The sequence below is a fragment of the Legionella steelei genome, assembly GCF_001468005.1.
Lineage (GTDB): Bacteria > Pseudomonadota > Gammaproteobacteria > Legionellales > Legionellaceae > Legionella > Legionella steelei.
Map to the genome: position 1 here is coordinate 281,313 of NZ_LNYY01000019.1, position 24,268 is coordinate 305,580.

Consider the following 24,268-nt stretch of genomic DNA (forward strand, 5'->3'; position numbering starts at 1 on the left):
GCACCACAGTACTACCCAGAGGACGGTCCGGGACGGGCTCCGATGCGTTTTGAACAAATTGATGACTAATAATTGCAGGGGTCCGTCCCCACATTAAACTAAATCTTCTAAGCTACTGCTAATTTCTAACCATTCTTCTTCGACCTGATTTAAAGAGGAATGAGCGAGATGACGTTTTTGTATTAGTTGATTGAGTTTATTTTGTTGTGCACTGTCCTCATAAAGGCTCGAGTCACTTAGCTGAGTATCCAGTTTGGTAATTTCCCCTTGATGCTGTTCAATCAATTGTTCTAATTTTTTTAGACGATTTTGTAAGGTCTTTTTTTCTTTATAATCAACAGCAGTTGAGCTAACAGTATTTTCTTTAATTGAGTCTTTAGTTTGTAGCCAAGAGTAATAATCATCTAAGTCTCCATCAAAAGCCTGTACTTTTTGTTGGTACACTAGATAGAAATTATCAACGCTGGTTTTGAGCATATGACGATCATGAGAAATAAGGATAAGCGCACCTTCATAGCTTTGCAACGCAAGCTCTATGGCGGAACGCATCCCAAGGTCCAAATGGTTAGTTGGCTCATCAAGCAGCAGTAAATTAGGTTTGAGCCAAACAAGTTTGGCCAAAGCCAAACGTGCTTTTTCGCCGCCGGAAAAGTGGGTTATAGGTTGTACTGCCATATCACCGGCAAAATTAAAGCCACCTAAAAAATCACGAATGGTTTGTTCGCGAGCCTCTGGTGATAACACTTGGATTGTTTCCACAGGACTTAAATTGTAATCCAGTTGTTCTAATTGGTGTTGTGCATAATAACCAATTTTTAAATGAGCTGAGCGATGAATAGTACCATGCAAAGGAGTTAATGAGCCGGTTAATGTCTTGATTAGGGTCGATTTTCCTTCGCCGTTAGGTCCTAACAAGGCTATTCTGTCGCCTGGATTGAGTGAGAAATTGATTCTTTTTAATATAGGTTTTTCAGATTGATATCCTGCATCAACCATATTGCATTGTATTAACGGATTTCCTGCCCGGGGGCATGGGAAAAAATCGAAAGAAAAAGGAGAGTCAGCCTGTGCTGCAGCGATAATTTCCATTCTTTCTATAGCCTTAAGCCGTCCTTGTGCTTGTTTTGCTTTAGTCGCTTTAGCTCTAAATCGATTTACAAATGACATCATGTGATTAATTTTGGTTTGCTGCTTCTCATACATCGCTTGTTGTAATGCCAATTGTTGTGCATGTGTTTTTTCAAAACAACTGTAATCACCACTGTAAAGAGTTAGATTTTGCTTCTCAATATGCAAAATATGAGTAACAAATGCATCAAGAAATTCACGATCATGAGAAATAAGAACAATAGTACTCGGACTTTGCTTTAAAAAACGTTCTAACCAAAAAATGGCCTCCATGTCTAAATGGTTGGTAGGTTCATCCAGTAAAAATAAATCAGCTGGTTTCATTAAGCAGCGCGCAAGACTTAAACGCATTCTCCAACCACCGGAAAAGCTATTTACTGAAGCCTGCTGTTGCTCGCCTCTAAAGCCAAGACCAGACATTATCGTTGCTGCTTGGGCAGGTTTACTGTAACCGCCACTGTGGCTTAACTCTTCATGGCATGCCAATACTTCGGCATCATTACCTGCTGCTTCGGAATCTTTTAGACGTTGCAGCAGCTTAATGTAAGCTTCATCACCACTTAATACAAAATCCAGAGCTTTTTCATCACTGTCCGGTAATTGTTGTGATAAATGGCTGATAGTGAGTTGGGGATTAATTAAAAATTCACCCGTATCAGGGGATAGCTTTCCTAATAAAAAATCAAATAATGTTGATTTGCCACATCCATTATGACCAATAAGACCTATTTTTTGCTTTTCATATAGAGTGACATTAACTTTATCTAATAAAACTTTATTGCCACGACTTAGAGTAATTTGACGAAGAGTAAGCATGATAAATCTTTTGCCATAAATAGAGTTGGTTGTATAAAATTATGAAATCGTAGGAACTTAGCCTGGTTGCAGTAAACCGAGGATTTCTATGTTCAATTAACCCCAGGATTCTGCTGTGCTGCACTCAGGCTTCACCTCGAACTTACCTCAATTCTAACATAAATCTGTTTAACTTGGTTCTGGCTCAATCGTTTTTTTCCTCGCCGATTGATAACGTGCTTGTTTTTCAATGTCGATATAACGGTCTGTTGTGGCACTTGAGCTGTGGCCTGCATCGTCTCGTACGTGCTCACGAGGGCGAATTTTAACATCCTCAGAAATACCTGTATGCCTTAACCAGTGGACAGTTGCCGCGGCCAAATTATCGGCTTCTTCACCATGACCTTTCATCCGCAATTGCTCACCTGCCAGATCAAAACATCGTTGAATAATTCTACGTATTGGTGCTGTATCACTCATAGGCCCATTTCCACGGATTTTGGGTATGAGTGGGCTATTATCAGCAGGAGAGGGGAGTGGCGATAATCCTAGGAAGCAACGCCAGCGTATTAAACTCTCCAGCATTGCTTCGCTTACGGCGATTTGTCGTTCTTTATTTCCTTTACCTACGGTTGTAAACCACCAATAGCCGTTACTGTCTTTGGCAAAATCATTCATACTGGGGATCCAGCGATCACTAGCTGCCAATTCGGATATACGAAGATACATACCAAACAATAAACTCAACATAAAGCGCGTGCGCTCATGTTTCAGAGGGGATTCTTCGGCAAGGGATTCGGCCGCCTCTAATACGGCACTCCATTGCAGCAGGCTCAATCTTCGTATGGGGGTATTTTGTTGGCGTTTTCGAATGAATTTACTTTTTTGACGAATTAGTGCAACAGGATTAGATGCGAGATATTCTTCAGCAATCAAGAAATTGAACAGTGTACTTAAAATAGCAAATATTTCTTGAGTGGCTCCTTGAGACAACTTAAATTGATCAATTTGTGGCTTATGTCCATCTTTTATAGCAGATTTACTTAAAGTAACTACAAAGGGTCTCCATTCTTCATTGGGAATTCGTGTCCCATCTTTTTCAATAAAACGAGGTACCTTTTTTAAACTGATCCAGGATTTTGGTGGTTTTTGGCAAAAATGGATGTAATTTTCTATATCATCACGTTTTAACTCATTGAGCGTTACATTTTTAATTAACCAAGACCATTGTAATAAACGTTCGGTCTCTCGGCGGTAACTATTGAACGTGCCTTGACTGCCAGTATAACTTTTCAAAAAACTCAAAGCATAATTAAAATCATTTTGAAAACGAGTATCGGGCAGCACAACATGCTCATGATTTTTATGCAGGTAATTTATGTTGTCGAAGATAGGAATCAGTTTAAATTTCATATATTCAGATTGCAATGAACAATAATTTCCAATGCTAGCTGAAAACTCAAAAAGATTCGAGTAGGGGATGAGTACGTGTATGGGTAATCGGCTAGATGTTTGAAAAAATAACGATTTGTGCAAGCGAAGCAAATCGATACAGCAATAAAGTAAAATTAATTAAAATTAAATGATTTAAGATATTGACCTTGATGAAGGCACCTAGTATCATCTGCGCTCTGTCCTTGGGACGGGTTTTACGGGGTGTAGCGCAGTTTGGTAGCGCGCCTGCTTTGGGAGCAGGATGTCGGGGGTTCGAATCCCTCCACCCCGACCAAGATGCGCCCGTAGCTCATCTGGATAGAGCATCGGCCTTCTAAGCCGAGGGTAGCAGGTTCGAATCCTGCCGGGCGTGCCAGCCCAGATATTGTTCATAAGAACTCTGGTAAAAAAGTTTTTATGGTGAGCGTAGCTCAGTTGGTAGAGCCCCGGGTTGTGATCCCGGTTGTCGTGGGTTCGAGTCCCATCGTTCACCCCATTTAAGAGATACAAAAGGTTTATCGCTAAAGATTTATCTGAGTCTTTACAAGACCGAATTACTGATTGATAATCCAACCTGATTTGCGAAAGTGGCGGAATTGGTAGACGCACTGGATTTAGGTTCCAGCGGGGCGACCCGTGAGAGTTCGAGTCTCTCCTTTCGCACCATTTATCATTATAAATTCCAAGAGGTGATATTAATGCAAGTTTCTGTTGAGACCCTAAAAGGTTTGGAACGTAAGGTAACAGTTTCTGTGCCTTCAGAGAAAGTTGAGGAAGAAGTGAGCTTACGTCTCAAGAATCTTGCTCGCAAAGTTAAGATTGATGGTTTTCGCCCTGGTAAAGTCCCCTTACATGTTGTTGTCAACCGCTATTCTGATAGTGTTCGTGAAGAAGTTGCTCGAGATATGGTGCAATCTACTTTATTTGAAGCATTACAAAAAAATGAATTAGTTCCCGCTGGATATCCAGCAGTTGAGCCTGAGCAACTAGAGAAAGGTAAAGACTTCAAATATTCCGCAACATTTGAAGTAATGCCTGTTTTTGAAGTTGCTGAATTAAATCAAGCATCAGTTGAACTGGCTCGTTCAGAAGTAACGGATAAAGATGTTGAAGAAATGTTGGACAAACTTCGTGAACAAAATAAAGAATGGCAGGATGTCTCCCGAGCTGTCAAAAAAGGTGACAAAGTAGTTATTGATTTTGAAGGGTACTTAAATGATCAACTTTTTGATGGTGGTAGTGCTAAAGGACATGAGTTAGTTATTGGTTCTGGAGCAATGATTCCTGGTTTCGAAGACGGAATTACTGGTAATAAAAAAGAGAAGCCTTTTGATATCAAAGTAACGTTTCCTGCTGACTATGGCCATAAAGAGTTAGCTGCTAAAGAAGCTGTTTTCAAAATTACTATTCATAATGTGATGGAAGGACAGTTGCCTGAGCTCAATGACGCCTTTGCTGAAAAATTTAATATCAAAGAAGGTGGCGTAGACGCGTTGAAAAAAGACATTAAAGACAATATGTCTCGTGAATTAGAGCGTCGCGTTAGTATGATGAATCGGGAAAAACTATTCGATAAATTAATGGAAGTTAATGTTATTGAATTACCAATGGCTTTAATTGACAAAGAAATCGAGCATTTAAAACATGATATGTATCATCGACTTTTTGGTCATGAGCATCATGAGAATGAAACGATTCCTGATTTTCCACGTGAGCTGTTTGAAGAGCAAGCAAAACGTCGTGTTCATCTTGGACTACTCTTTTCTGAGTATGTTAAAAAGCATCAAATCGTTGCAGATAAAGATAAAGTTAATACAGTAATTGAACGATTTGCTAATGCTTACGAAAATCCTGATGAGTTACGTGCCTGGTATCAAAGCAGCAAAGAGCATATGGCTGAAATTGAAGCGCTTGTTATGGAAGAGATGGTTGCAGATAAAATTGCTGAAGATGCAAAAATTAAATATAAGAACAAAGATTACGATTCAGTAATGAATCCTAAGCCTGCAACTGAAGCAACTGATAAAAAAGGAGAGTAATTATATGTCAGGATATTCAGAGAACATAATTCGCAATGCCAGTGGACTAGTCCCAATGGTTATTGAGCAAACCTCACGTGGTGAACGTTCATATGATATTTATTCAAGATTATTAAAAGAGCGCATTATCTTTCTTTTGGGGGAAGTTGAAGACCATATGGCGAATTTAGTAGTTGCTCAATTGTTATTTCTTGAGTCTGAAAACCCTGAAAAAGATATTTCTCTCTATATTAATTCTCCTGGAGGGGTGGTAACTGCAGGCTTAGCAATTTACGATACCATGCAGTTTATTAAACCTGATGTAAGTACTTTGTGTATTGGGCAAGCAGCAAGTGCTGCTGCCTTATTGCTTTGTGCTGGAGCTGATGGTAAGAGATTCTGCTTGCCAAACTCTCGAGTAATGATTCACCAACCTTTGGGTGGTTATCGAGGTCAGGCTACTGATATCGAAATTCATGCTCGCGAAACCTTAGCCGTAAGAGAGCGTTTAAATACTATTATGGCAAAACATACTAAAAAGACATCAGATCAAATTATGCGCGATACAGAGCGTGATAATTTTATGAGTGCTACCCAAGCTGTCGAGTACGGCTTAATTGATCAAGTGCTTTATGATCGAGAGTCTGTGAATAAAACAGAGTAATTCTTTACTTTAAATTCAAAGAACTGAACTATAATGTATCATAGCCCAGCTGCGGCGAAGCGGAACCCGGGGATTGATGTTCAAGTTTATCGGGTTCCGCTTCGCTACACCCAGGCTAGGAATGCGAATAGGGGTCCTTTTGTATTGATTCATTACTACTTTTTCGTATTTTGTTTTTGTATTTAAAAATAGTTACATGAAAAACATGTGGCATATCTTTTTCTGATTGACTAATATTTTACATATATTATCTATTTTTTTCCGATAATCGTTGTAAGAAGGGGTTTGGTTATGAGTAAATCCGGTAACGGAAGTGGAGATAAAGTTTTGTATTGTTCTTTTTGCGGAAAGAGCCAACATGAAGTAAAAAAGTTGATTGCTGGTCCTTCTGTATTTGTCTGTGATGAGTGCGTTGAACTCTGCAATGATATTATTCGTGAAGAAACTCATGAAGCTCATGAAGAAGCAGAAGTACGCTTACCCTCACCCAAAGAAATTTCAACCTTTTTGGATGAGTACGTCATTGGGCAATCACATGCAAAAAAAGTTTTGTCCGTGGCTGTGTATAATCACTACAAGCGATTACAACATAAAAGTGAAGATGGTGTTGAACTTGGAAAAAGTAACATTTTACTTATAGGTCCAACTGGAAGTGGTAAAACACTTTTAGCACAAACATTAGCTCGTATCCTCAACGTTCCATTTGCTATGGCTGATGCAACTACACTTACTGAAGCAGGTTATGTTGGCGAAGACGTAGAAAATATTATCCAGAAGCTTTTACAAAAGTGCGATTATGATGTAGATAAAGCTCAGCATGGTATCGTTTATATTGATGAAATTGATAAAATATCACGTAAGTCTGATAACCCTTCAATTACACGCGATGTTTCTGGTGAGGGTGTGCAACAAGCACTATTGAAACTGATCGAAGGCACTATTGCTTCAGTTCCACCACAAGGCGGTCGCAAACACCCACAACAAGAGTTCTTACAAGTAGACACCTCAAACATTTTATTTATTTGTGGCGGTGCGTTTGCTGGATTGGAAAAAGTAATAAGAGAACGTAGTGATAAGTCTGGCATTGGATTCTCCGCTCAATTAAAAAATAAAAAAGAAAGTGGTCATGAAATCTCTAGGGTATTGAATCAGCTGGAATCAGATGATTTGATTAAATATGGATTAATACCTGAGTTTGTTGGGCGTTTGCCTGTAGTTGCTACTTTACAAGAATTAGATGAGACGGCGCTTATTGATATTTTAACAAATCCTAAAAATGCGTTGACGAAACAGTTCCAATCGTTATTTAGTATGGAAGAGGTAGAACTGGAATTTAGAGAGGAAGCATTAATAGCTATTGCTAAAAAAGCTTTGGAACGCAAAATGGGTGCGCGAGGTTTGCGTGCTATACTTGAAAATATTCTTTTAGACACCATGTATGAATTACCTTCTCTTGAAGGGGTAAATAAAGTTGTGGTTGATGAGAGTGCTGTTAACAGTGCATCAAAACCTATCCTTATTTACGAACAAGAAGGGATGAAGAGTGCAGCAGGTGGTCAAGAGTAGAATTTTTACTTCTCTCCTACACCTAGTGTAGGAGAGTGGCTTTATACAACTTTTCTTAATTATAACGCTTTGATTCCTTGCAATAACTCTCCCTTCCTTTTAAATTATAATTAGTAGTCGCGTGAATTTTAAATAAGCTTTTCGTTTGAATAAGGGTTCATTATGTCCACTGAAATTATTGAGACTTCGAATGAGACAGAAAATCTGTCAAATATACCTGTATTACCATTAAGAGACGTAGTGGTCTACCCTCATATGGTTATTCCTTTGTTTGTTGGGCGAGGAAAATCAATTAAAGCCTTAGAAGCGGCTATGGTTGATAGCAAACAAATCTTTTTAGTGGCGCAGAAAAAGTCGTCGAATGACGATCCGAGTGAGGCGGATATTTTCCAAGTTGGAACGTTATCTAGTGTGCTGCAGCTATTAAAATTACCAGATGGAACCGTAAAGGTTTTAGTCGAAGGTGAAAAACGGGCTAAAGCAAAAGAATACAATCAGACCAAAGGATATCTAGAAGCTGACCTAGAATTATTGGACGATGAAAATGCCGCGGTGCAAGAACCAGATGTTAGCATTTTAATGCGTTCTTTAATGTCTCAGTTTGAACAATACATTAAGCTTAATAAAAAAATTCCACCAGAGGTTTTATCTCCTCTTGCTGGGATAGAAGAACCAGGCCGTTTAGCAGATACCATTGCGGCACATTTAACATTGAAGGTAGATGATAAACAAGAGCTACTGGAAACTTTAGATGTGGGTACTCGTCTTGAGCGTTTAATGTCTGCTATAGAAAACGAAATTGACTTATTACATGTTGAAAAGCGTGTGAGAGGCCGAGTTAAGCGACAAATGGAGAAAAGTCAGCGCGAGTATTATCTCAATGAGCAAATGAAAGCGATCCAAAAAGAGTTAGGCGAGTTAGGCGAAGAAGGAAATGAAATTGAACAATTAGAAAATTCAATTAACAAAGCCGGAATGACCAAAGAAGCAAAAGAAAAATCGCTCGCTGAACTTCATAAATTAAAAATGATGTCACCCATGTCTGCTGAGGCGACAGTTATACGCAACTATCTTGATTGGATGCTTACAGTTCCCTGGAAAAAGAGAACTAAAATTCAATTTGACTTACTCAAAGCAGAAAAATTATTAGATAAAGAACATTATGGTCTTGAGCGGGTTAAAGAGCGCATTATTGAATATCTGGCTGTTCAACAACGTGTAAAACGCTTAAAAGGCCCAATACTTTGTCTGGTTGGACCTCCAGGGGTAGGTAAAACATCATTAGGACAATCGATTGCAAATGCTACAGGCCGTACATTTATTCGTATTGCTTTGGGTGGTGTAAGAGATGAAGCAGAGATTCGTGGTCACAGACGAACTTATATTGGATCTATGCCTGGTAAAATTATTCAAAAATTATGTAAGGCTGGGGTGAAAAATCCACTCATTATGTTGGATGAGGTGGATAAAATGGCTATGGATTTTCGTGGTGATCCTGCTGCCGCATTACTTGAAGTGTTGGATCCAGAGCAAAATCATACGTTTAACGATCATTATCTTGAAGTAGATTATGATTTGAGTGACGTTATGTTTATTGCGACAGCAAATTCTCTGGAAATTCCTGCGCCGCTATTAGATAGAATGGAAGTGATTCGACTTGCAGGGTATACAGAAGACGAGAAAGTAAGTATTGCCGAAAAATATCTTGTTCCAAAACAAGTTGTCTTGAATGGTTTGAGTAATCAAGAAATACACATTAGTGAAGGCGCGATTCGAGAGGTGATTCGTCACTACACTAGAGAGGCTGGCGTTCGTAACTTAGAACGAGATATTGCGAGTGTATGTAGAAAAGTTGTAAAAGAAATTCTATCCAATAAAAAAGTTAAAAAAATGAATGTAACTACAAGTAATATTGAAAAATATTTGGGTGTGAAAAAATTTCGATATGGCTTGGCTGAAGAGTTTGACCAGGTTGGTCAAGTTACAGGTTTGGCGTGGACCAGTGTGGGGGGAGAGTTGCTAACAATAGAAGCATCAATGATGCCAGGCAAAGGCAAGGTCACACATACAGGTCAATTGGGTGAGGTCATGCAGGAATCTATCCATGCAGCGATGACTGTAGTACGTAGTCGAGCTGCAAAGTTTGGCTTGGCTGATGATTTTTATGATAAGAATGATTTCCATGTCCACGTTCCAGAAGGGGCTACACCCAAAGATGGTCCAAGTGCGGGTATTGGTATGTGTACTGTTTTGGTTTCTGTAGTGACGCATATCCCTGTTAAAGCAGATGTAGCGATGACGGGAGAAATTACGTTGAGAGGGCAGGTATTACCAATTGGTGGCCTTAAAGAGAAATTATTGGCGGCTCATCGCGGCGGAATTAAGCATGTCATTATTCCCGAGGAAAATGTAAAAGACCTGGAAGAGATTCCAGATAATGTTTTGCGTAAGCTAACAATTCATCCAGTTAAGACCATAGAACAGGTCTTAGAACTGGCTTTACAACGCAGTCCTTGGCTAGATAAGCCAACAAATGTACAATCTGAAGCTTTAGTGGGTAAACGATCAAAAAAAATTAAAAATAATGATTTACATACCCATTAATTAGAGGTATATTTCGTTTCGTAGCCCGCCACTAGCGGGCGCTGCAAGGAAGTAACTACTTGACCGGTTGATTTGATGAGTTTAATTAAATTAACTTGAAGTATGGAAGATTAACTGTATAGGGGAAGCAATGAATAAGAGCGAATTAGTTGATGCTATAGCAAGTGGTTCGGGTTTAACTAAAGCTGACGCCAGCAGAGTTCTCGAAACTTTTACTAGTACTATTACTGATGCCTTAAAAAGCGGCGATCAAGTAGTAATACCTGGTTTCGGATCTTTTTCAACAGGCAATCGTTCAGCACGTACTGGTAGAAACCCACAAACTGGTAAAATTATTCAGATTAAAGCGTCACGAGTAGCCAAGTTTAAAGCGGGTAAAAACCTGAAAGAAGCGGTGCAAGAAGCATAAGTTTTCAGGGTGCTTAGCTCAGCTGGGAGAGCATCGCCCTTACAAGGCGAGGGTCGTAGGTTCGATCCCTACAGCACCCACCAAGTAATGGAGTGGTAGTTCAGTTGGTCAGAATACCGGCCTGTCACGCCGGGGGTCGCGGGTTCGAGCCCCGTCCACTCCGCCAGATTAACGCGCCGAAAGGCGCGTTTTTTTTATCTGGAAAGAAATTTTTACTTCAAAATTTATCCCCTAATCTTTTTTTTAGTTCAAGTGAAGGTGTGAAAAAGAAGTAATGTATTCATTTCAACTTTTAATTATCTAACTGATTTTAGAAAGAAATTTTTTGTTGAGTAAGTGTTTTATAGTTTTTGTTTTGATTTTTTGCAGTCAGGGTTATAATGCCCTCGCTAAATTGAATAGAGCCTTAATTAAATAATATGGATCTCGCGACATGTTACAAAAGTTAAATGAACGTATACAGGGTGTTGTAGCTTGGTTAGTAGTTATCTTAATCGGTATTACGTTTACACTTTTTGGTGTGGATTATTATCTACAATCGCGTCAAACGACAAACGCTAAGGTAACCGTCAATGGTCAACCTGTAACATTACAGGCATTTGAAACCAATTATAGACGTGCTCGTTCTATGCAAGATGTTGAGCAAATGACTGCTGCTGATGAAAAAAAATTGCAAAACCAAGTGTTAGACCAAATGGTTACTAATGAGGTTTTAGTGCAATCTGCACGTAAAAATGGCTTCGACGTCAGCCCAAATCAAGCAAATGCAGCGATTTTGAGCATTCCTCAGTTTCAAGAAGACGGTCATTTTTCAGCCCAGAAATATCAACAAGCACTTAATGCTGCTTTATTCACGCAATCAAGCTTTCAAAATGAAGTAGAACAAGGCATGTTATTAAACCAGCAACGGTTTGCTTTTATGGGGAGCTCCTTTGCTTTGCCCGATGAAATCGACCGTTTTGTAAGTTTGTATATGCAAAACAGAGACTATGATTATTTAACAATTGCGGCTTCCGCTTTTGACAAAGATGCCCATGTTTCTTCAGAAGAGGTTGCTGATTATTATAAGAAGCATAAAAAAGAATTTATGAGTCCAGAACAAGTCAGCATAGATTATGTTAGTTTGTCTATGCATGATATTAAGGACAAAATTAAAATATCTGATGAAGATGCAAAACGTTATTATGAAGAAAATCAAAGTAACTATTTGATTCCAGCAAGTTGGCAGGTTGCTCATATTTTATTTGCTGCTCCTGAAAATGCCAGCCAAGCTGATTTGAAAAAAGTTCAGAAAAAAGCAAATGATGTATATCAGTTATTACAAAAAAATCCAGAACAATTCGAACATTTTGTTTCAACAATATCAGATGATAAGCTTTCTATTGCTGACAAGGGGGTTCTTCCTTGGATTACAGCGGGTGGACAAAATAACTACAATCAAATTTTATCTAATTTAACAAAACCGGGGCAGATTTCTTCCCCTGAAAAAACGAAACATGGATATGAAATTTTTAAGCTTATTGCTTATAAGCCTGTTTCAACAAAATCTTTTTCCGAAGTAGAAGCATCTATTAAGGAACAATTGGTTGCTGAAGGTGCTCAAACTAAATATACACAGGCTTTAGAACAGTTATCTGATTTAAGTTATCAGTCACCAGATTCGCTTCAACCTGTAGCTGATGCATTAAATCTAAAAATTGAAAAAGCACAGCCTTTTTCACGCGCAGGTGGTACAGATAGCATTACAAAAAACAAACAAGTACTGAATACGGCATTTAGTCATGATGTACTTGATCTAGGAAACAATAGTGAACCGATCCAAATTGATAATGATTCAGTTGTGGTCATACGTGTTGATCAACATTGGGCGGAGAAAGAACAGCCTTTAGAAGCTGTTCAAGAGCAAATCAGCAAAATTTTAGTTAATAAAATGGCTGAAGCTAAAGCGAAAAAAATTGGGATGAATTTATTAAACCCAGTTGAGGATAAGAAACAACAAGAACTGATTAGTAGTAATAAATTATCGTGGAAATCAGTAGTTAAATCTACTCGTGACAATGATAAAGTTGATACTGATATTAATGACATGGCATTCAATTTATTAAGACCAGAAAGCCGCGATGGTCTGGTTATGCCAAATGGTGATTATGTAGTGGTCAGATTAAAACAGATACATGATGGCAAATTAAGTACGTTAGACAGGGAGCAACAAGATAGCTTAATTCAACAAATCGAAGCAAGCTACGGCATGATGGATTATGACTTGTATGTAAAAAGTTTAATTAATCGAGCACAAATTGTTAAGCACTAGGTTTTATAGACAAACGTGTTGGCTTGAGCTTCATGGTTTTTGATTTTTCATTTGAAAATTAATGTCCTAGGATCCAGATAGCAGAGTTTGCCTATATAACCCAATTTATAGGAGATCTCTATGTCTGGTTTAACTACGAAATTTACTGATTATAAATTAAAGATATTATATGGAAACTTACTAAAGCATTATAAAAGTCTAGAAGGGGCAGGCATTTATGAGATGCACAGCCAAATGCTTGCAGAACTACAATCTGCTATGTTTTACCAACCCAATAGCCCGTTTTATCATTTAGATCTTGCGGAGAAAGCTAAAGCATACCAGGCGTTTGATACAATTTTTCGAGCACTACCAATATATCAACAGCATCCTCCTCAACAACCAGCGTTTAATCCTCCTATACCTCAATTTAGACCAACTGTTTATGTTGAGATTCATGAGCATAATTATTACAATAATACTGATTCAACACTTTTAAACTGCATACTCTTAGATTCTATGCTACATAATCACCATGGGCCTGGTTATCATAGAGGTAGTTGTTTGCCTTCAAATAGCCATGGGCACGGCACAAATGACGATTTAACTAAATTGATTGCTTTCCTGCTCATTTTAGCTTTAGCCTTAGTTGCTGTAGTTTTAGCTTTCCTTGCTATGGCTTATATGATAAATGAATTTGCAGACAGTATGGAACGCTTTTGGTATGGTGAAGGTTGGCTGAAGGGCGCATTAATGTTTGCTACTTCTATTGGTTTTGGTGCTGGATCAGCTTTTTTAACAATGAATTTTGGCGCTGCACCATTAATTGCACTTGCAATAGCAGCAGGATGTAATCCAGTTGGTGTAGTGGCTATAGGTGTGGTACTGCTTGGAGTTATTGGTGCCGGTGTAGGCGCTTTTGCAATGAGTCTTCTTTATGATTCTGCCAATAAATCTGCGAATAAAGAGTCTATGGATCCAGCTGACCCAGATCGATTTAGATTAACGGCTAGTGATGAAGCTTTTTTACGTGATAAAAAAAATATGGATCCTATGGCAGTAAAATGCGCTATGATCGCATATCGTGCTGAAATGGCAAAATTATTAGGTAATGAAAAAGCGATACCTTCCTTTTTTAATCGTGATAAGGGCGTTCAGAAATTACTCACCGAATTAAGACAACTTCGTAGAGGAGAAGTGAGTGTTGTGGATGTTGGTGGTTTACACTTTGATTGTAAAATTCCTCCAAGAACTTATGTTCCAGTTCTAGTTCAACAAACTCCGTCATATTATGAGCAGCCTCCTGCGTATCATGCTCCTACATATCAAACGCAAGAATCTCAAGATCCAACGAATCTAACCCCTGTATATCAGCGATATCAACCTCAGATGTATCAGGATGGTAGGCAGCAATCTCCTTCATATGAAGCACCTACGTATCAACCATATCAAGATCCTTCAAGCCATGTTGATGCATATACTCCTTCGGCTCCTTATCAATTTCAATAATAATGTTTCAACCGAGTAAAGATTTTCTTTACTCGGTCACTTGTCTAATATAGCGATTTTTTTCTTTTTATTATGTTGAATTTTATTTATTCGAAGTAAACGGAAGCATACGCTTTAATACCTCATCTTTGCGAATGACATGATGATACAGTGCTGCAAGGAAATGAATGCCAACGAGAATCAGAATGATAAAGGCAATTGTTTCATGGGCTGAGAACATCATATTACCAAGCTGTTCACTCGTCGGAATAAGGCACGGTATAGTGAACCAGCCAAAAAAGTTAATCGGTTTGCCATCAGAGCAAGTTAATAGGTAGCCAACAAGTGGCATCAATATTATAAGAATAAAAAGAACATGATGGACCAATTTAGAAATAAAGTATTGCCATCGCGGTTGATTTTCTGGGGGGAGGGGTTTAATACTAATAATATGCCAAATATAGAATAAAATTCCGAGCACTAAAACAGTTACACCCACTGATTTATGCAGCATCATATAGAGTGGTATCAGCGGAGAGTTCTCACTAAGAGACCAGACGAAATAAAATTGAGCGGCAATTAAAATAAAAATCAACCAATGTAGAAGTTTTGTGATACTGCCAAAACGTTTCAGTGTATTCCTTAACATGCAGTTCCCCATTAACGTAAGATAAAGTTACTATACCAACGGCCTAAATAATTTCAATAGCGTATGAACCATCCTCTCTATACATATGTGCGCATTGGGTCTTTTGTTGGAGCTGAAGACTATGAATATTTTCTTCAAAAGTTAATTTTTTGCTGCAGTATTTAATGAGAAGTTGTTGATTGATTACTGTAAGAAATTTGGCGGAGAGACAGGGATTCGAACCCTGGGAAGGTTGCCCTTCAACGGTTTTCAAGACCGCCGCATTCGACCGCTCTGCCATCTCTCCAGGCGAGAATACTATCTCAATGACCTAGGTTTTGCAAACATTTTTTTACGATTCTAAGCGATAAGAGCGTACTTTTTTTTAATGCTGTTTATATTTTTTTCATTCTTTAAAAAAAGCGTAAGAATGTTCGCAAATTATATAGTCATAGGTATAATGTTCCCAAATTTTGTGCTGTTGTGGATGCAACAGATATATATTTATAAATAGGTTAGGTGTAGTTTATGAAACGAATTCAAATGTTGTTCCTAATAGGTCTTATTGTATCTTTATCTGCATGCAAGACATGGTGGGGGAAAGACGATGAAGATCATAACCCTTATAAAGGAATGACTGCAGAGCAACTCAATACAGCAGCCCAGAAGGACTTACGTAAAAAAGAATATGCAACAGCAATAAAGCATCTAGAGGCGATAGAAACAATGTATCCCTTTAGTGATTATACAGAACACTCGCAAATGCAATTAATTTATGCTTATTATAAAAATGAAGACTATCCCTCAGCGGCGGCTACTGCTGAGCGATTCATTCATCTTTATCCACGTGCTAAAAATGTAGATTACGCCTATTACATGCGTGGTATGGCTAATTTCCAACAAAGCCGTGGCGTTTTTGCAAAGTTCCTGCCGTTGGATGAGTCATGGAGAGATCCTGGAACACAAACTCAAGCTTACTCTGACTTTGGTATTTTGATTCAAAAATTCCCTGATAGTAAATATAAGGCAAATGCCTTGCAGCGCATGATCTACTTACGCAATATGTTTGCACAGCATGAATTGAATGTTGCGACATTCTATTTTAAACGCAAGATGTATGTTGCAGCAATCAACAGGGCGAGCTATGTCGTTAAAAACTATCCCCAAGCGCCAAGTGCGAGACTGGCTTTAGTGGTTATGTATGAAGCGAATATGGCGCTAGGCTTCAAAAAGGCCGCGGATGAAGCGTTTACTGTTTATAGAGCAACTTATCATACAAATAAAATGGATAGAATTGTCTAAGAAGTTGTCTCATTTTTAAATGGTGAGGCTGTAGCCTGCGTGAAGGCGCTAGCCGTAACCCGAGGTATTGGTGCAGAAAATCTCGGGTTTCACTTCGATTCACCCAGTCTACAAGTCACAAACAAAAGTAATGAATGCTAAAGAAACAATTTAATTTATGATTTTATGATGTTTGGGTGGATGTATCATGACAACAGAGGAATTCTTAGAAAAATTTAAAAAAACATATAAGGAATGGGGCAAAGTTAGAGAGGCGCATTATTCAAAGTTAATCAAGTTTATTGACGAAACTAATCCAAATAGTCCAATGATTTATAATTGTATCAATAATGATTGGATTAATTATAAAAATCTCATTAGTGTGCTTGGTGAAACTCTAAGTAAACAATTTAATGTAAATGAGCTTTCTCAAGAAGCAAAAAAGTTTTTATCTGATTTTTATAAAGAATTGGAACGTTCTTTTTATCTAGAGAGAATTCAATTAATACAGCATATATGCAAGAGAGGCGAGGAAAAAAGGGATCCTCTTCCTATTCCAACTATGGCAGAACAAATCGATTCGGAAGAAATTCTTCCAGATAATCCAGCACTTTATCAAGTAAGATGGTAGTATTAGTGGCTGATTGCTGCAGCCTGGAGTACAATATCCATGAACAGGCCTGGCTGCAAACAGCCAGGCTACAAGAGTTATACCATCTCTTCTAATTCAGGTTCTTTTTCTTTTGCTGTGAGTGCGGCTAAAAGATCATTTGTTAACTCACGAAGCTCACCTGATAATAGAGTAAGTGCTGCATCGCGTTGTTGATATTCTTCATCAAGTTGCTTAATTTCACTAAAATCATCGAGCAGAAAGTCGAGGCTTTTGAGTTTTTTAAAGCTAAAATCATGGGTTAATGTTAATTGGATTCTTTCTTTCCAGATTAAAGAAATTTCAGCAGTCCCCATACCTTGCGATAATAATGTTAAAATTTCTTCTGCTGGTAGTTCATATCCCTTGCAATGTACTCGTTTCTTTTCATCATCAAGAGAAACAAGTATGCAATCAGACGCTAATTGAAACTGGCTGGGTAGCGTGCCAGGAGAGTGTATCCATTCTGCAAAACGCACTGCCAGATTTTCTGTATGGGTAATTGGTTCTATTGAGATTCCTGCTACTGATTTACGTAAAAGAGAGGTGAGCTGCGTTGCTTGATTATTACTGGACGCATTAACTATGATTCTTTTACCGACGCTATCAAGAATGGCAAACATTTTTTTCTGAATACAAAATGACTTAGGTAACAATTCAAATTCGATGTCTTCAGCCATTTGTGCTTTCTCTGCGCGCTTTACAGGGCGACCTTGTTGCGTTTCAAGCATTTGCACTTTTTCAGCCAACATTTTGTTGATCACACCGCGTGGCAGTAAACGCTCTTCTTTGCCCATACAAATCAATGAGCTTCCGGCAACTTCTTGTACCATTTCATCTGCAAAAGCGGGAAGCCAGCCATAAATAAAACGAGCATGTGGAGGACAAGGTTTTAGGCTATTTTCAGCTAAAGAAGCTGTTAAATCACAAGCCTCATCCAGTTCATATTGATAAATTAATGCATTGTTAAACCACATAAAAAACTCCTGAGATTACATAATATAATAAGTACCAATTGCCATGGTTCTATTGTATGGCAATTTATAAAAGTCGATATTTAAATTGGCAGAATAATTACGTATTAAAAATGCAAATAACTTTTCTTGCCAATAGAATGTTAATGATTTTTTTGATTTTGATGCGGTAATATTGGGAATTTCCACCATATATGTAGCGCGATCAACATTTAACTTGAAGGGGAACAGATTTTTGTTTGAGGCTCGCTCCAGAGCTCTGGGTATCGAAATAGTTTCCATGAAGCCATAATGTAAAGTGAGGTTAAATATCTTTTCATGCAGGCAGGTGATTTCATAACGTTGACTGTAATGAACATACGGGATGTTGTCTACAACATAATTAACGATAATGACGCGCTCTGGAACTGCGCGACTTAACTTGAGGAAGTGGAGAAAGCTTCCGCCACTTTTATCATAAACATCGGTAATAAAAATTGCTGTCAAATCAGTCAGCTGATTCAAGCTTTTGTACTCTAATTGTCTGATAATTTTAGAAATGTCATCTTTATTCATGTAGTAATGATCGCGCAAGTATTCCAAACCAAATTTCCAGGTATACATTATCATTGCAATCAGTAAAGCGAAGGTGACTGGGACCCAACCACCAGTCAAAAATTTATGTAAATTTGAGCCCAAAAACGCAAAGTCTATAGTAAGGAATAATCCGAATATCATCGTGACTTTAAATTTCGACCACTTCCAAATCGATAAAGCAGCGTAGGCAACCATTGCATCAATCAGGAGCATGTATGCATTTACAGCAATTCCATAGGCATGTGCCAAATTATCTGATGTTTTAAAAGCAACACAGAAAGTGATTGTCCCAATAAACAAAATAAAGTTAATTTGCGGTACATAAATTTGTCCAGAGAACTCTTTGGATGTTTGTACTATGGGTATACGAGGACATAGACCTAATAAAACGGCTTGCTTTGTTAAAGAAAATGTAGCTGAAATAACTGCTTGTGACGCGATTACCGTTGCAATAGTGGCAAGAATAATTAATGGAATATAAAACCATTGTGGGGCAATCATATAAAATGGATTGCCAATCGCTTGTGGGTGTAAAAGTAAGTTGGCGCCTTGGCCAAAATAATTGAGCACCAAGCAGGGAAGAACAACCGCAAACCAACTGGCGCGAATAGGATTTTTTCCAAAGTGTCCTATATCGGCATAAAGTGCCTCTCCACCTGTAACAACAAGAAAAATGCCTCCCAATAATAAATATCCTTTAAATCCGGTTTCTTGGATCAATGCAAACGCATAGTATGGATTGATTGCTGTTAGCACTATTGGTGCTTTAGCTATTTGTATGATTCCGAGTACAGCAATGGTTATAAACCAGATGAGTATAAATGGGCCAAATAGATTGCCTATGCTTCCTGTTCCTCTTGCCTGCAGCATAAAAAGAAAGACTAGAATTACTCCTGCAATGGGGAGAATGTAGGGTGTAAATGAATCAGAAAGTGTGCTAAGGCCTTCGACGGCACTGATTACTGATATGGCAGGCGTAAGCATGCCATCGCCTAAGAGTAAGCCTGCTCCAAAAATTGAAACAATATAAAATAATGGGACAAAGCGAGTACTTTTAAGCTTCATTAGCGCCAAAAGGGCAAGAATTCCTCCTTCTCCATCATTATCTGCCCGAAAAATCATGATTAAGTATTTGAATGAAATAATAATAATCAAACACCAGAAGATCAGTGAGAGCACTCCCATTATGGTAGTTTGGGAAATAGGAAGATTATCCAGAGTGACTTTTAAGGCATACAATGGACTGGTACCTATATCACCAAACACAACTCCTAAAGCTCCTAAAGTGAGTCCATAAGAGAACTTTTGTGTATTTTCCATATCGTTTACCAAAATGTGTTAATTGTAAGATCATTGGTTATAAAAAGGGAGATAAAACATTTTTTTATAGTTTGTGGCATCACTGTCCCTAATTCTTATTTTTTCAGTCAAGTTGAGCGGGAACTGCTTTTGGGGCTTTATAAAATTATGAACTCTTGCAGGTCTATCGTTCTTTGTGTAGATTAGCCGATTTTTGTTCTTGGGGAAATAGAAAAATGAATGCTAAGGTTATTTTGCTTAAGGCGAAACAAAACACTGTATTACGTGGTCATCCGTGGATATTCCCCAAAGCTATTGCAAAAACCCATGGGAAATTAGTAACAGGACATTTGGTTGATATTTACAATGCGGATGAAGAGCTGATTGGCGTTGGGGCTTATAATGAGCATTCTCTTTATAGAGTTAGAGTATTGGCGCTCGCAAATGAATCCATAGATATAAGCAATTTACATTTCTTGATTGCACATCGTTTAAAGCAGGCAAAACAGGTTAGGGAATGTTTGAATTTACCTAATGAAGAAACCACGGCTTATCGCTTGTTTAATAGTGAGGCAGATGGTCTGTCTGGATTAACGATTGATCGATTTAATCAGATTTGTGTTGTTGCTAGTTCTGCTTATTGGGTGGAGCTTAATCGAGAAGTAATTATGCATGCTTTGCAAAATTTATTTCCGACAGATCAAGTTGTTTGGATGCCCCAAAGTAAACCATTGAGTCAGGATGGATGGAAGCAAATCACTACTCAAGAGAAGCAGTACGATACTAAAGTTTTTGAAGCTGGGGTTATTTATGAAGTTGAATTTGCTCAAGCACAAAAAACAGGACTGTTTCTTGATCAACGAGAGAATCATCAGCGTATTGCTCAATTATCCAAAGGAAAAAACGTATTAGATCTTTATTGTTATAGTGGTGGCTTTGCCTTGCATGCTGCGCGAGCAGGAGCTGCAAAAGTAACTGCTATCGATAGCTCTGCCCAAGCAATCGCGCAAGCAAAGAAAAATGCTGCATTAAATGATGTGAACCAGATTGAGTTTATCGAAGCAGATGCCCGTGAGTATTTAACAAAAGCAGGAGATTATGATTTAGTCATTCTGGATCCTCCTAAATTGGTTCCATCAAAACAACATGTTGAACGGGCTAAAAACTATTATCGATTTCTGCATCGCGAAGTATTTAAGTATATGAAGGCAGGTTCCTTGTTAATGACGTGTAATTGCTCCTCAGCATTGTCATCTCAGGAGTTTTGCTCTTTGGTCAGTGCACAAGCTGGAGCGGTAGGGAAGCAAGCTCGCATTCTCGGTGTTTATGGCCCAGCAAGTTGTCATCCTACGTTAACTTCTTTTCCTGAAGGAAATTATCTGACTGCAGTTTTGCTGGCAGTTGTGTAGGCCCCTTAATGCTCTAGGTATCTACGTTTGCTCAGTTAACATTAGAATAAGCTAGTAGGTCGGGCCTTGGCCCGACAGAATAAATGCTCATGTTTTGCTGGGAACCCACCGTAATTTTGTAGGGAATTGAACCGGACAGATAATACCATTAATTAAGATTGATATAAAAAATTGTGGTTAATATTTAATCTATAATGAGTATATAAAGGATAAGCGGGTTATTTGTCTTATAATTATTTAGGGTTCAGGATCGAGATTATTATGGGATTAAAATCGAAAAAAATAAAAACCTCTCAAGAGTTAGAACAGAAAAGAATTGATGCACTAGTCTCATTAAAGATTATGGACACAGTCCCTGAAGAAAGTTATGAACGATTGGTTCGTCTTGCAATTGATTTATTTCATATCCCAATTTGTTTTATCTCATTTCTTAATGAAGAAAGACAATGGTTTAAAGCGCGACAAGGATTAAAATTAAAACAAATACCACGACGTCTTTCTTTTTGTAATGTAACAATACAAAAACATGAGCCATTAATTATTCACGATTTGCTTCTTGATGAACGTTTTGCCAATAATCCTTTCGTACAACAGGATCCTTTTATTCGGTTTTATGCAGGCGTTCCTTTGACTGATCCCCAAGGCTATAATGTCGGCACTTTTTGCCTGGCTGATACCTCTCCAAACGAACTCGACTCAAAACAGTTGGAGCTTCTATTAAATTTAGCCAATATAGCCAAGGATCAATTAACCCTGCGTAAGATGAATCTTTTATTGCAAAAAATAAAAAGCCAACTTGAAGTACGTAATAAGTTAATTCGTAAGGTATTTAGTTTTTATATGTCTGATAAAGTAGTCAATACACTTCTTGAATCCCCTAACCAAAAATTAGGCGGGTATGAAAATAAAATAACAATTATGTTTTGCGACTTAAGAAATTTTACTCCTTTATCTGAATCCATTCCTGGTGAAACTCTTGTTTCTCTTTTAAATACATATTTCGGTAAAATGGTTCCTATTATAGAAAAATATCAAGGAATTGTTGATGCATTTATTGGTGATGCAATTATGGCTATTTTTGGTGCGCCCTATTCTTCAGGGGATGACTCACTCCGTGCAGTAGCCTGTGCTTTAGAAATGCAACGGATGTTAAAGAAACTGAATCAATCCAATAGTAAGATTAATTTACCGCATATAGAGATGGGGATAGGAGTTAATACGGGAATTGCTGTGGTTGGAAATGTAGGTTCTAAGAAACGAATGCAGTATAGTGCGATAGGAGCATCTGTCAATTTATCCTCTCGAATTCAAGATCTAAGTCTTGGAGGACAGATATTGATCTCTGAATCCACCTACATGGAAGTTGCAAAGGATATAGAGATTAATGGACATCTTCGGGTAAAAGTTAAGGGAATTCATTCGCCAATTGCCATTTATGATGTGGCACGATTACGGTATAGGAATTTTTAAACCACCTATTTCCCGTTTTTCAAAAGTATCGCGCTTAAAATGGCCCTTCTTCTTTTAGATCTAAAATTGCTGTAACCAGCTCATCCAACATGTGTAGATACAAGCCCGGTTGCAAGCAACCAGGCTACAAAGGCTAGGTATGGGTGCTTCGATCGCGGTCGCGCAAACATTGCAACACATCGTAAAAACTTAATTCACATGCTTTCAATAAAACAAATAAGTGGAAAATTAAGTCGGCACATTCATTAACCAATTCTTCACGGTTATTACTCACTGCAGCGATTACGGTTTCTACTGCTTCTTCACCTACTTTTTGTGCGCAGCGAGAGAGTCCAGATTCAAATAATTGTACTGTATAACTGTGTTCATTTTTTGAGTCTGCTCGCTCATTGATCAGCTCAATGAGCTCATGTATAAATCCTAAATTCGTATTATGCTCTGGTTGAAAGCAACTCGTATAACCTAAATGACAGGCTGGTCCTTTAGGTAAAACCTGAATTAAAAGGCTATCACTGTCACAATCAACACTAATATGTTGTACGGACATGCTATTACCTGAACTTTCTCCTTTACGCCATAGACGTTTTCGGCTTCGGCTGTACAGATTTAATTGGCCAGTGGTGAGTGTCGCTATCAACGCCTCTTGGTTCATATAACCTAACATTAATACACTGCCATTTTCTGTATTTTGGACAATGGCTGGTAATAAGCCATTCATTTTTTTCCAATCTAAAGAATTAATTTCCATATGAATCATAATCGTACCTCAATTTTTTGTTTTTTTAGTGCTAATTTTATATCGTTTATTGTTAAAATTTTGTCATGAAAAATACTGGCAGCTAAAGCTCCATCTGCACGAGACTCAATGAATACTTTAGTAAAGTCATCCAGTACTCCGGCACCTCCTGATGCAATTAATGGAACCTGGCATAAAGACCGCATCAGTTTTAATTGATTTAAATCATATCCTTTGCGTATACCATCTGCTTGCATACAATTTAATACAATTTCTCCGGCTCCTCGGTCTTGTACTTCCTTTATCCATTCTTTTGTTTTGCGATTGGAATTAAGTGTTTTTTTCTCATCTCCAGTGTATTGGTAGACATAATAATCATCATCTATCCATTGACTATCAATGCCTATTACAACACATTGGCTTCCAAAATTCCGACTTAACTCATTGATTAATTCAGGATTTTCTAATGCTGGGCTATTTATGGATATTTTATCAGCTCCAGAATTTAATATCGATTTTGCCTGATTAAGAGAGCGAATTCCACCTGCTACAGTAAAAGGAATATTAATTGTTCCTGCTACCTGATTTACCCAATCAGAGCAAACTGAGCGTTGCTCCGAGCTCGCAGTAATGTCATAAAAGACAAGCTCATCGGCACCTGCTGCAGAATATTCGGCCGCAAGCTCAAGAATATTTCCCACAACGCGATGATTGCGAAATTTGACTCCCTTGACTACTTGATTATCGCGTACATCAAGACATGGAATAATTCGTTTGGTCAACATAATTTTGTACTCACATTAATAATCCGTGATCCCTTCGCTGCACCTGGGAAGATGGCAAAATATCC

Annotated in this window: 18 protein-coding genes and 7 tRNA genes; 17 read left to right on the forward strand and 8 right to left on the reverse strand. The window is 38.1% G+C overall.

From position 1 onward, the window contains the following. Positions 1-93: 93 nt before the first annotated feature. Positions 94-1,944 (reverse strand): ABC-F family ATP-binding cassette domain-containing protein, encoded by a 1,851-nt coding sequence (locus tag Lste_RS05410; protein ID WP_058510051.1) that lies wholly within the window; start codon positions 1,942-1,944, stop codon positions 94-96. Between the two features lie 168 nt (positions 1,945-2,112). Then, positions 2,113-3,336 carry a tyrosine-type recombinase/integrase gene (locus Lste_RS05415; RefSeq protein WP_058510052.1) on the reverse strand — a complete coding sequence of 408 codons (1,224 nt, stop codon included), beginning with the start codon at positions 3,334-3,336 and terminating at the stop codon, positions 2,113-2,115. A 239-nt stretch (positions 3,337-3,575) separates the two neighbouring features. On the opposite strand from Lste_RS05415, the gene Lste_RS05420 reads away from it, so the two are divergent. The 13 genes from Lste_RS05420 (at position 3,576) to Lste_RS05480 (ending at position 14,417) form a co-directional block, all read left to right on the forward strand. After that, positions 3,576-3,652 (forward strand) — tRNA-Pro (locus Lste_RS05420). A gap of 4 nt (positions 3,653-3,656) precedes the next feature. Next, positions 3,657-3,733 (forward strand) — tRNA-Arg (locus Lste_RS05425). Between the two features lie 44 nt (positions 3,734-3,777). Next, positions 3,778-3,853 (forward strand) — tRNA-His (locus Lste_RS05430). A gap of 85 nt (positions 3,854-3,938) precedes the next feature. Continuing rightward, a tRNA-Leu gene (locus Lste_RS05435) sits at positions 3,939-4,023 on the forward strand. Positions 4,024-4,055: 32 nt separating this feature from the next. Continuing rightward, complete coding sequence (gene tig, locus Lste_RS05440; RefSeq protein ID WP_058510053.1) at positions 4,056-5,396, forward strand: trigger factor; 1,341 nt, start codon at positions 4,056-4,058, stop codon at positions 5,394-5,396. A gap of 4 nt (positions 5,397-5,400) precedes the next feature. Then, positions 5,401-6,039, forward strand: a complete 639-nt coding sequence (gene clpP, locus Lste_RS05445) for an ATP-dependent Clp endopeptidase proteolytic subunit ClpP (RefSeq protein ID WP_058510054.1) — start codon at positions 5,401-5,403, stop codon at positions 6,037-6,039. Between the two features lie 291 nt (positions 6,040-6,330). After that, a complete protein-coding gene (clpX, locus tag Lste_RS05450) occupies positions 6,331-7,605 on the forward strand; it encodes an ATP-dependent Clp protease ATP-binding subunit ClpX (protein ID WP_058510055.1) in 1,275 nt (424 codons plus the stop codon). A 162-nt stretch (positions 7,606-7,767) separates the two neighbouring features. Continuing rightward, entirely contained in the window at positions 7,768-10,209 is a 2,442-nt protein-coding gene (lon, locus tag Lste_RS05455) for an endopeptidase La (protein WP_058510056.1), read from the forward strand. A 130-nt stretch (positions 10,210-10,339) separates the two neighbouring features. Beyond that, entirely contained in the window at positions 10,340-10,618 is a 279-nt protein-coding gene (locus tag Lste_RS05460) for an HU family DNA-binding protein (protein WP_058510057.1), read from the forward strand. A 7-nt stretch (positions 10,619-10,625) separates the two neighbouring features. Then, positions 10,626-10,701: transfer RNA gene (locus Lste_RS05465), tRNA-Val, on the forward strand. Positions 10,702-10,707: 6 nt separating this feature from the next. Then, a tRNA-Asp gene (locus Lste_RS05470) sits at positions 10,708-10,784 on the forward strand. Positions 10,785-11,051: 267 nt separating this feature from the next. Continuing rightward, positions 11,052-12,929, forward strand: a complete 1,878-nt coding sequence (locus Lste_RS05475) for a SurA N-terminal domain-containing protein (protein ID WP_058510058.1) — start codon at positions 11,052-11,054, stop codon at positions 12,927-12,929. Positions 12,930-13,049: 120 nt separating this feature from the next. After that, positions 13,050-14,417, forward strand: coding sequence for a hypothetical protein (locus tag Lste_RS05480; protein WP_058510059.1), 1,368 nt, complete (start codon positions 13,050-13,052; stop codon positions 14,415-14,417). A gap of 82 nt (positions 14,418-14,499) precedes the next feature. Here the strand turns inward: Lste_RS05480 and Lste_RS05485 are convergent, their stop codons facing one another. Continuing rightward, the gene (locus Lste_RS05485; RefSeq protein ID WP_193393387.1) at positions 14,500-15,045 is read right to left on the reverse strand and encodes a cytochrome b; all 546 of its coding nucleotides are present in this window, start codon (positions 15,043-15,045) and stop codon (positions 14,500-14,502) included. 198 nt (positions 15,046-15,243) lie between these two features. Continuing rightward, a tRNA-Ser gene (locus tag Lste_RS05490) sits at positions 15,244-15,331 on the reverse strand. Between the two features lie 221 nt (positions 15,332-15,552). On the opposite strand from Lste_RS05490, the gene Lste_RS05495 reads away from it, so the two are divergent. Beyond that, complete coding sequence (locus Lste_RS05495; protein ID WP_058510060.1) at positions 15,553-16,326, forward strand: outer membrane protein assembly factor BamD; 774 nt, start codon at positions 15,553-15,555, stop codon at positions 16,324-16,326. Between the two features lie 187 nt (positions 16,327-16,513). Further along, a complete protein-coding gene (locus tag Lste_RS05500; RefSeq protein ID WP_058510061.1) occupies positions 16,514-16,936 on the forward strand; it encodes a hypothetical protein in 423 nt (140 codons plus the stop codon). 77 nt (positions 16,937-17,013) lie between these two features. Here the strand turns inward: Lste_RS05500 and Lste_RS05505 are convergent, their stop codons facing one another. Beyond that, on the reverse strand, positions 17,014-17,931 hold the full coding sequence (locus Lste_RS05505) for a recombination-associated protein RdgC (protein ID WP_058510062.1): 918 nt from the start codon (positions 17,929-17,931) through the stop codon (positions 17,014-17,016). A gap of 15 nt (positions 17,932-17,946) precedes the next feature. Next, positions 17,947-19,824: a potassium transporter Kup gene (locus tag Lste_RS05510; protein ID WP_058510063.1), complete on the reverse strand. Its 1,878-nt coding sequence runs from the start codon at positions 19,822-19,824 to the stop codon at positions 17,947-17,949. Between the two features lie 215 nt (positions 19,825-20,039). Between Lste_RS05510 and Lste_RS05515 the strand changes: the two genes are divergently transcribed. Further along, a complete protein-coding gene (locus tag Lste_RS05515; protein WP_058510064.1) occupies positions 20,040-21,212 on the forward strand; it encodes a class I SAM-dependent rRNA methyltransferase in 1,173 nt (390 codons plus the stop codon). Between the two features lie 261 nt (positions 21,213-21,473). Then, positions 21,474-22,682, forward strand: a complete 1,209-nt coding sequence (locus Lste_RS05520) for an adenylate/guanylate cyclase domain-containing protein (RefSeq protein WP_058510065.1) — start codon at positions 21,474-21,476, stop codon at positions 22,680-22,682. 133 nt (positions 22,683-22,815) lie between these two features. Here the strand turns inward: Lste_RS05520 and hisIE are convergent, their stop codons facing one another. Both hisIE and hisF read right to left on the reverse strand, forming a co-directional pair. Continuing rightward, positions 22,816-23,439, reverse strand: a complete 624-nt coding sequence (hisIE, locus tag Lste_RS05525) for a bifunctional phosphoribosyl-AMP cyclohydrolase/phosphoribosyl-ATP diphosphatase HisIE (RefSeq protein WP_058510066.1) — start codon at positions 23,437-23,439, stop codon at positions 22,816-22,818. Further along, a complete protein-coding gene (hisF, locus tag Lste_RS05530; RefSeq protein ID WP_058510067.1) occupies positions 23,436-24,203 on the reverse strand; it encodes an imidazole glycerol phosphate synthase subunit HisF in 768 nt (255 codons plus the stop codon). Before hisF ends, hisIE begins: the two co-directional genes overlap by 4 nt. Between the last annotated feature and the right edge of the window lie 65 nt (positions 24,204-24,268).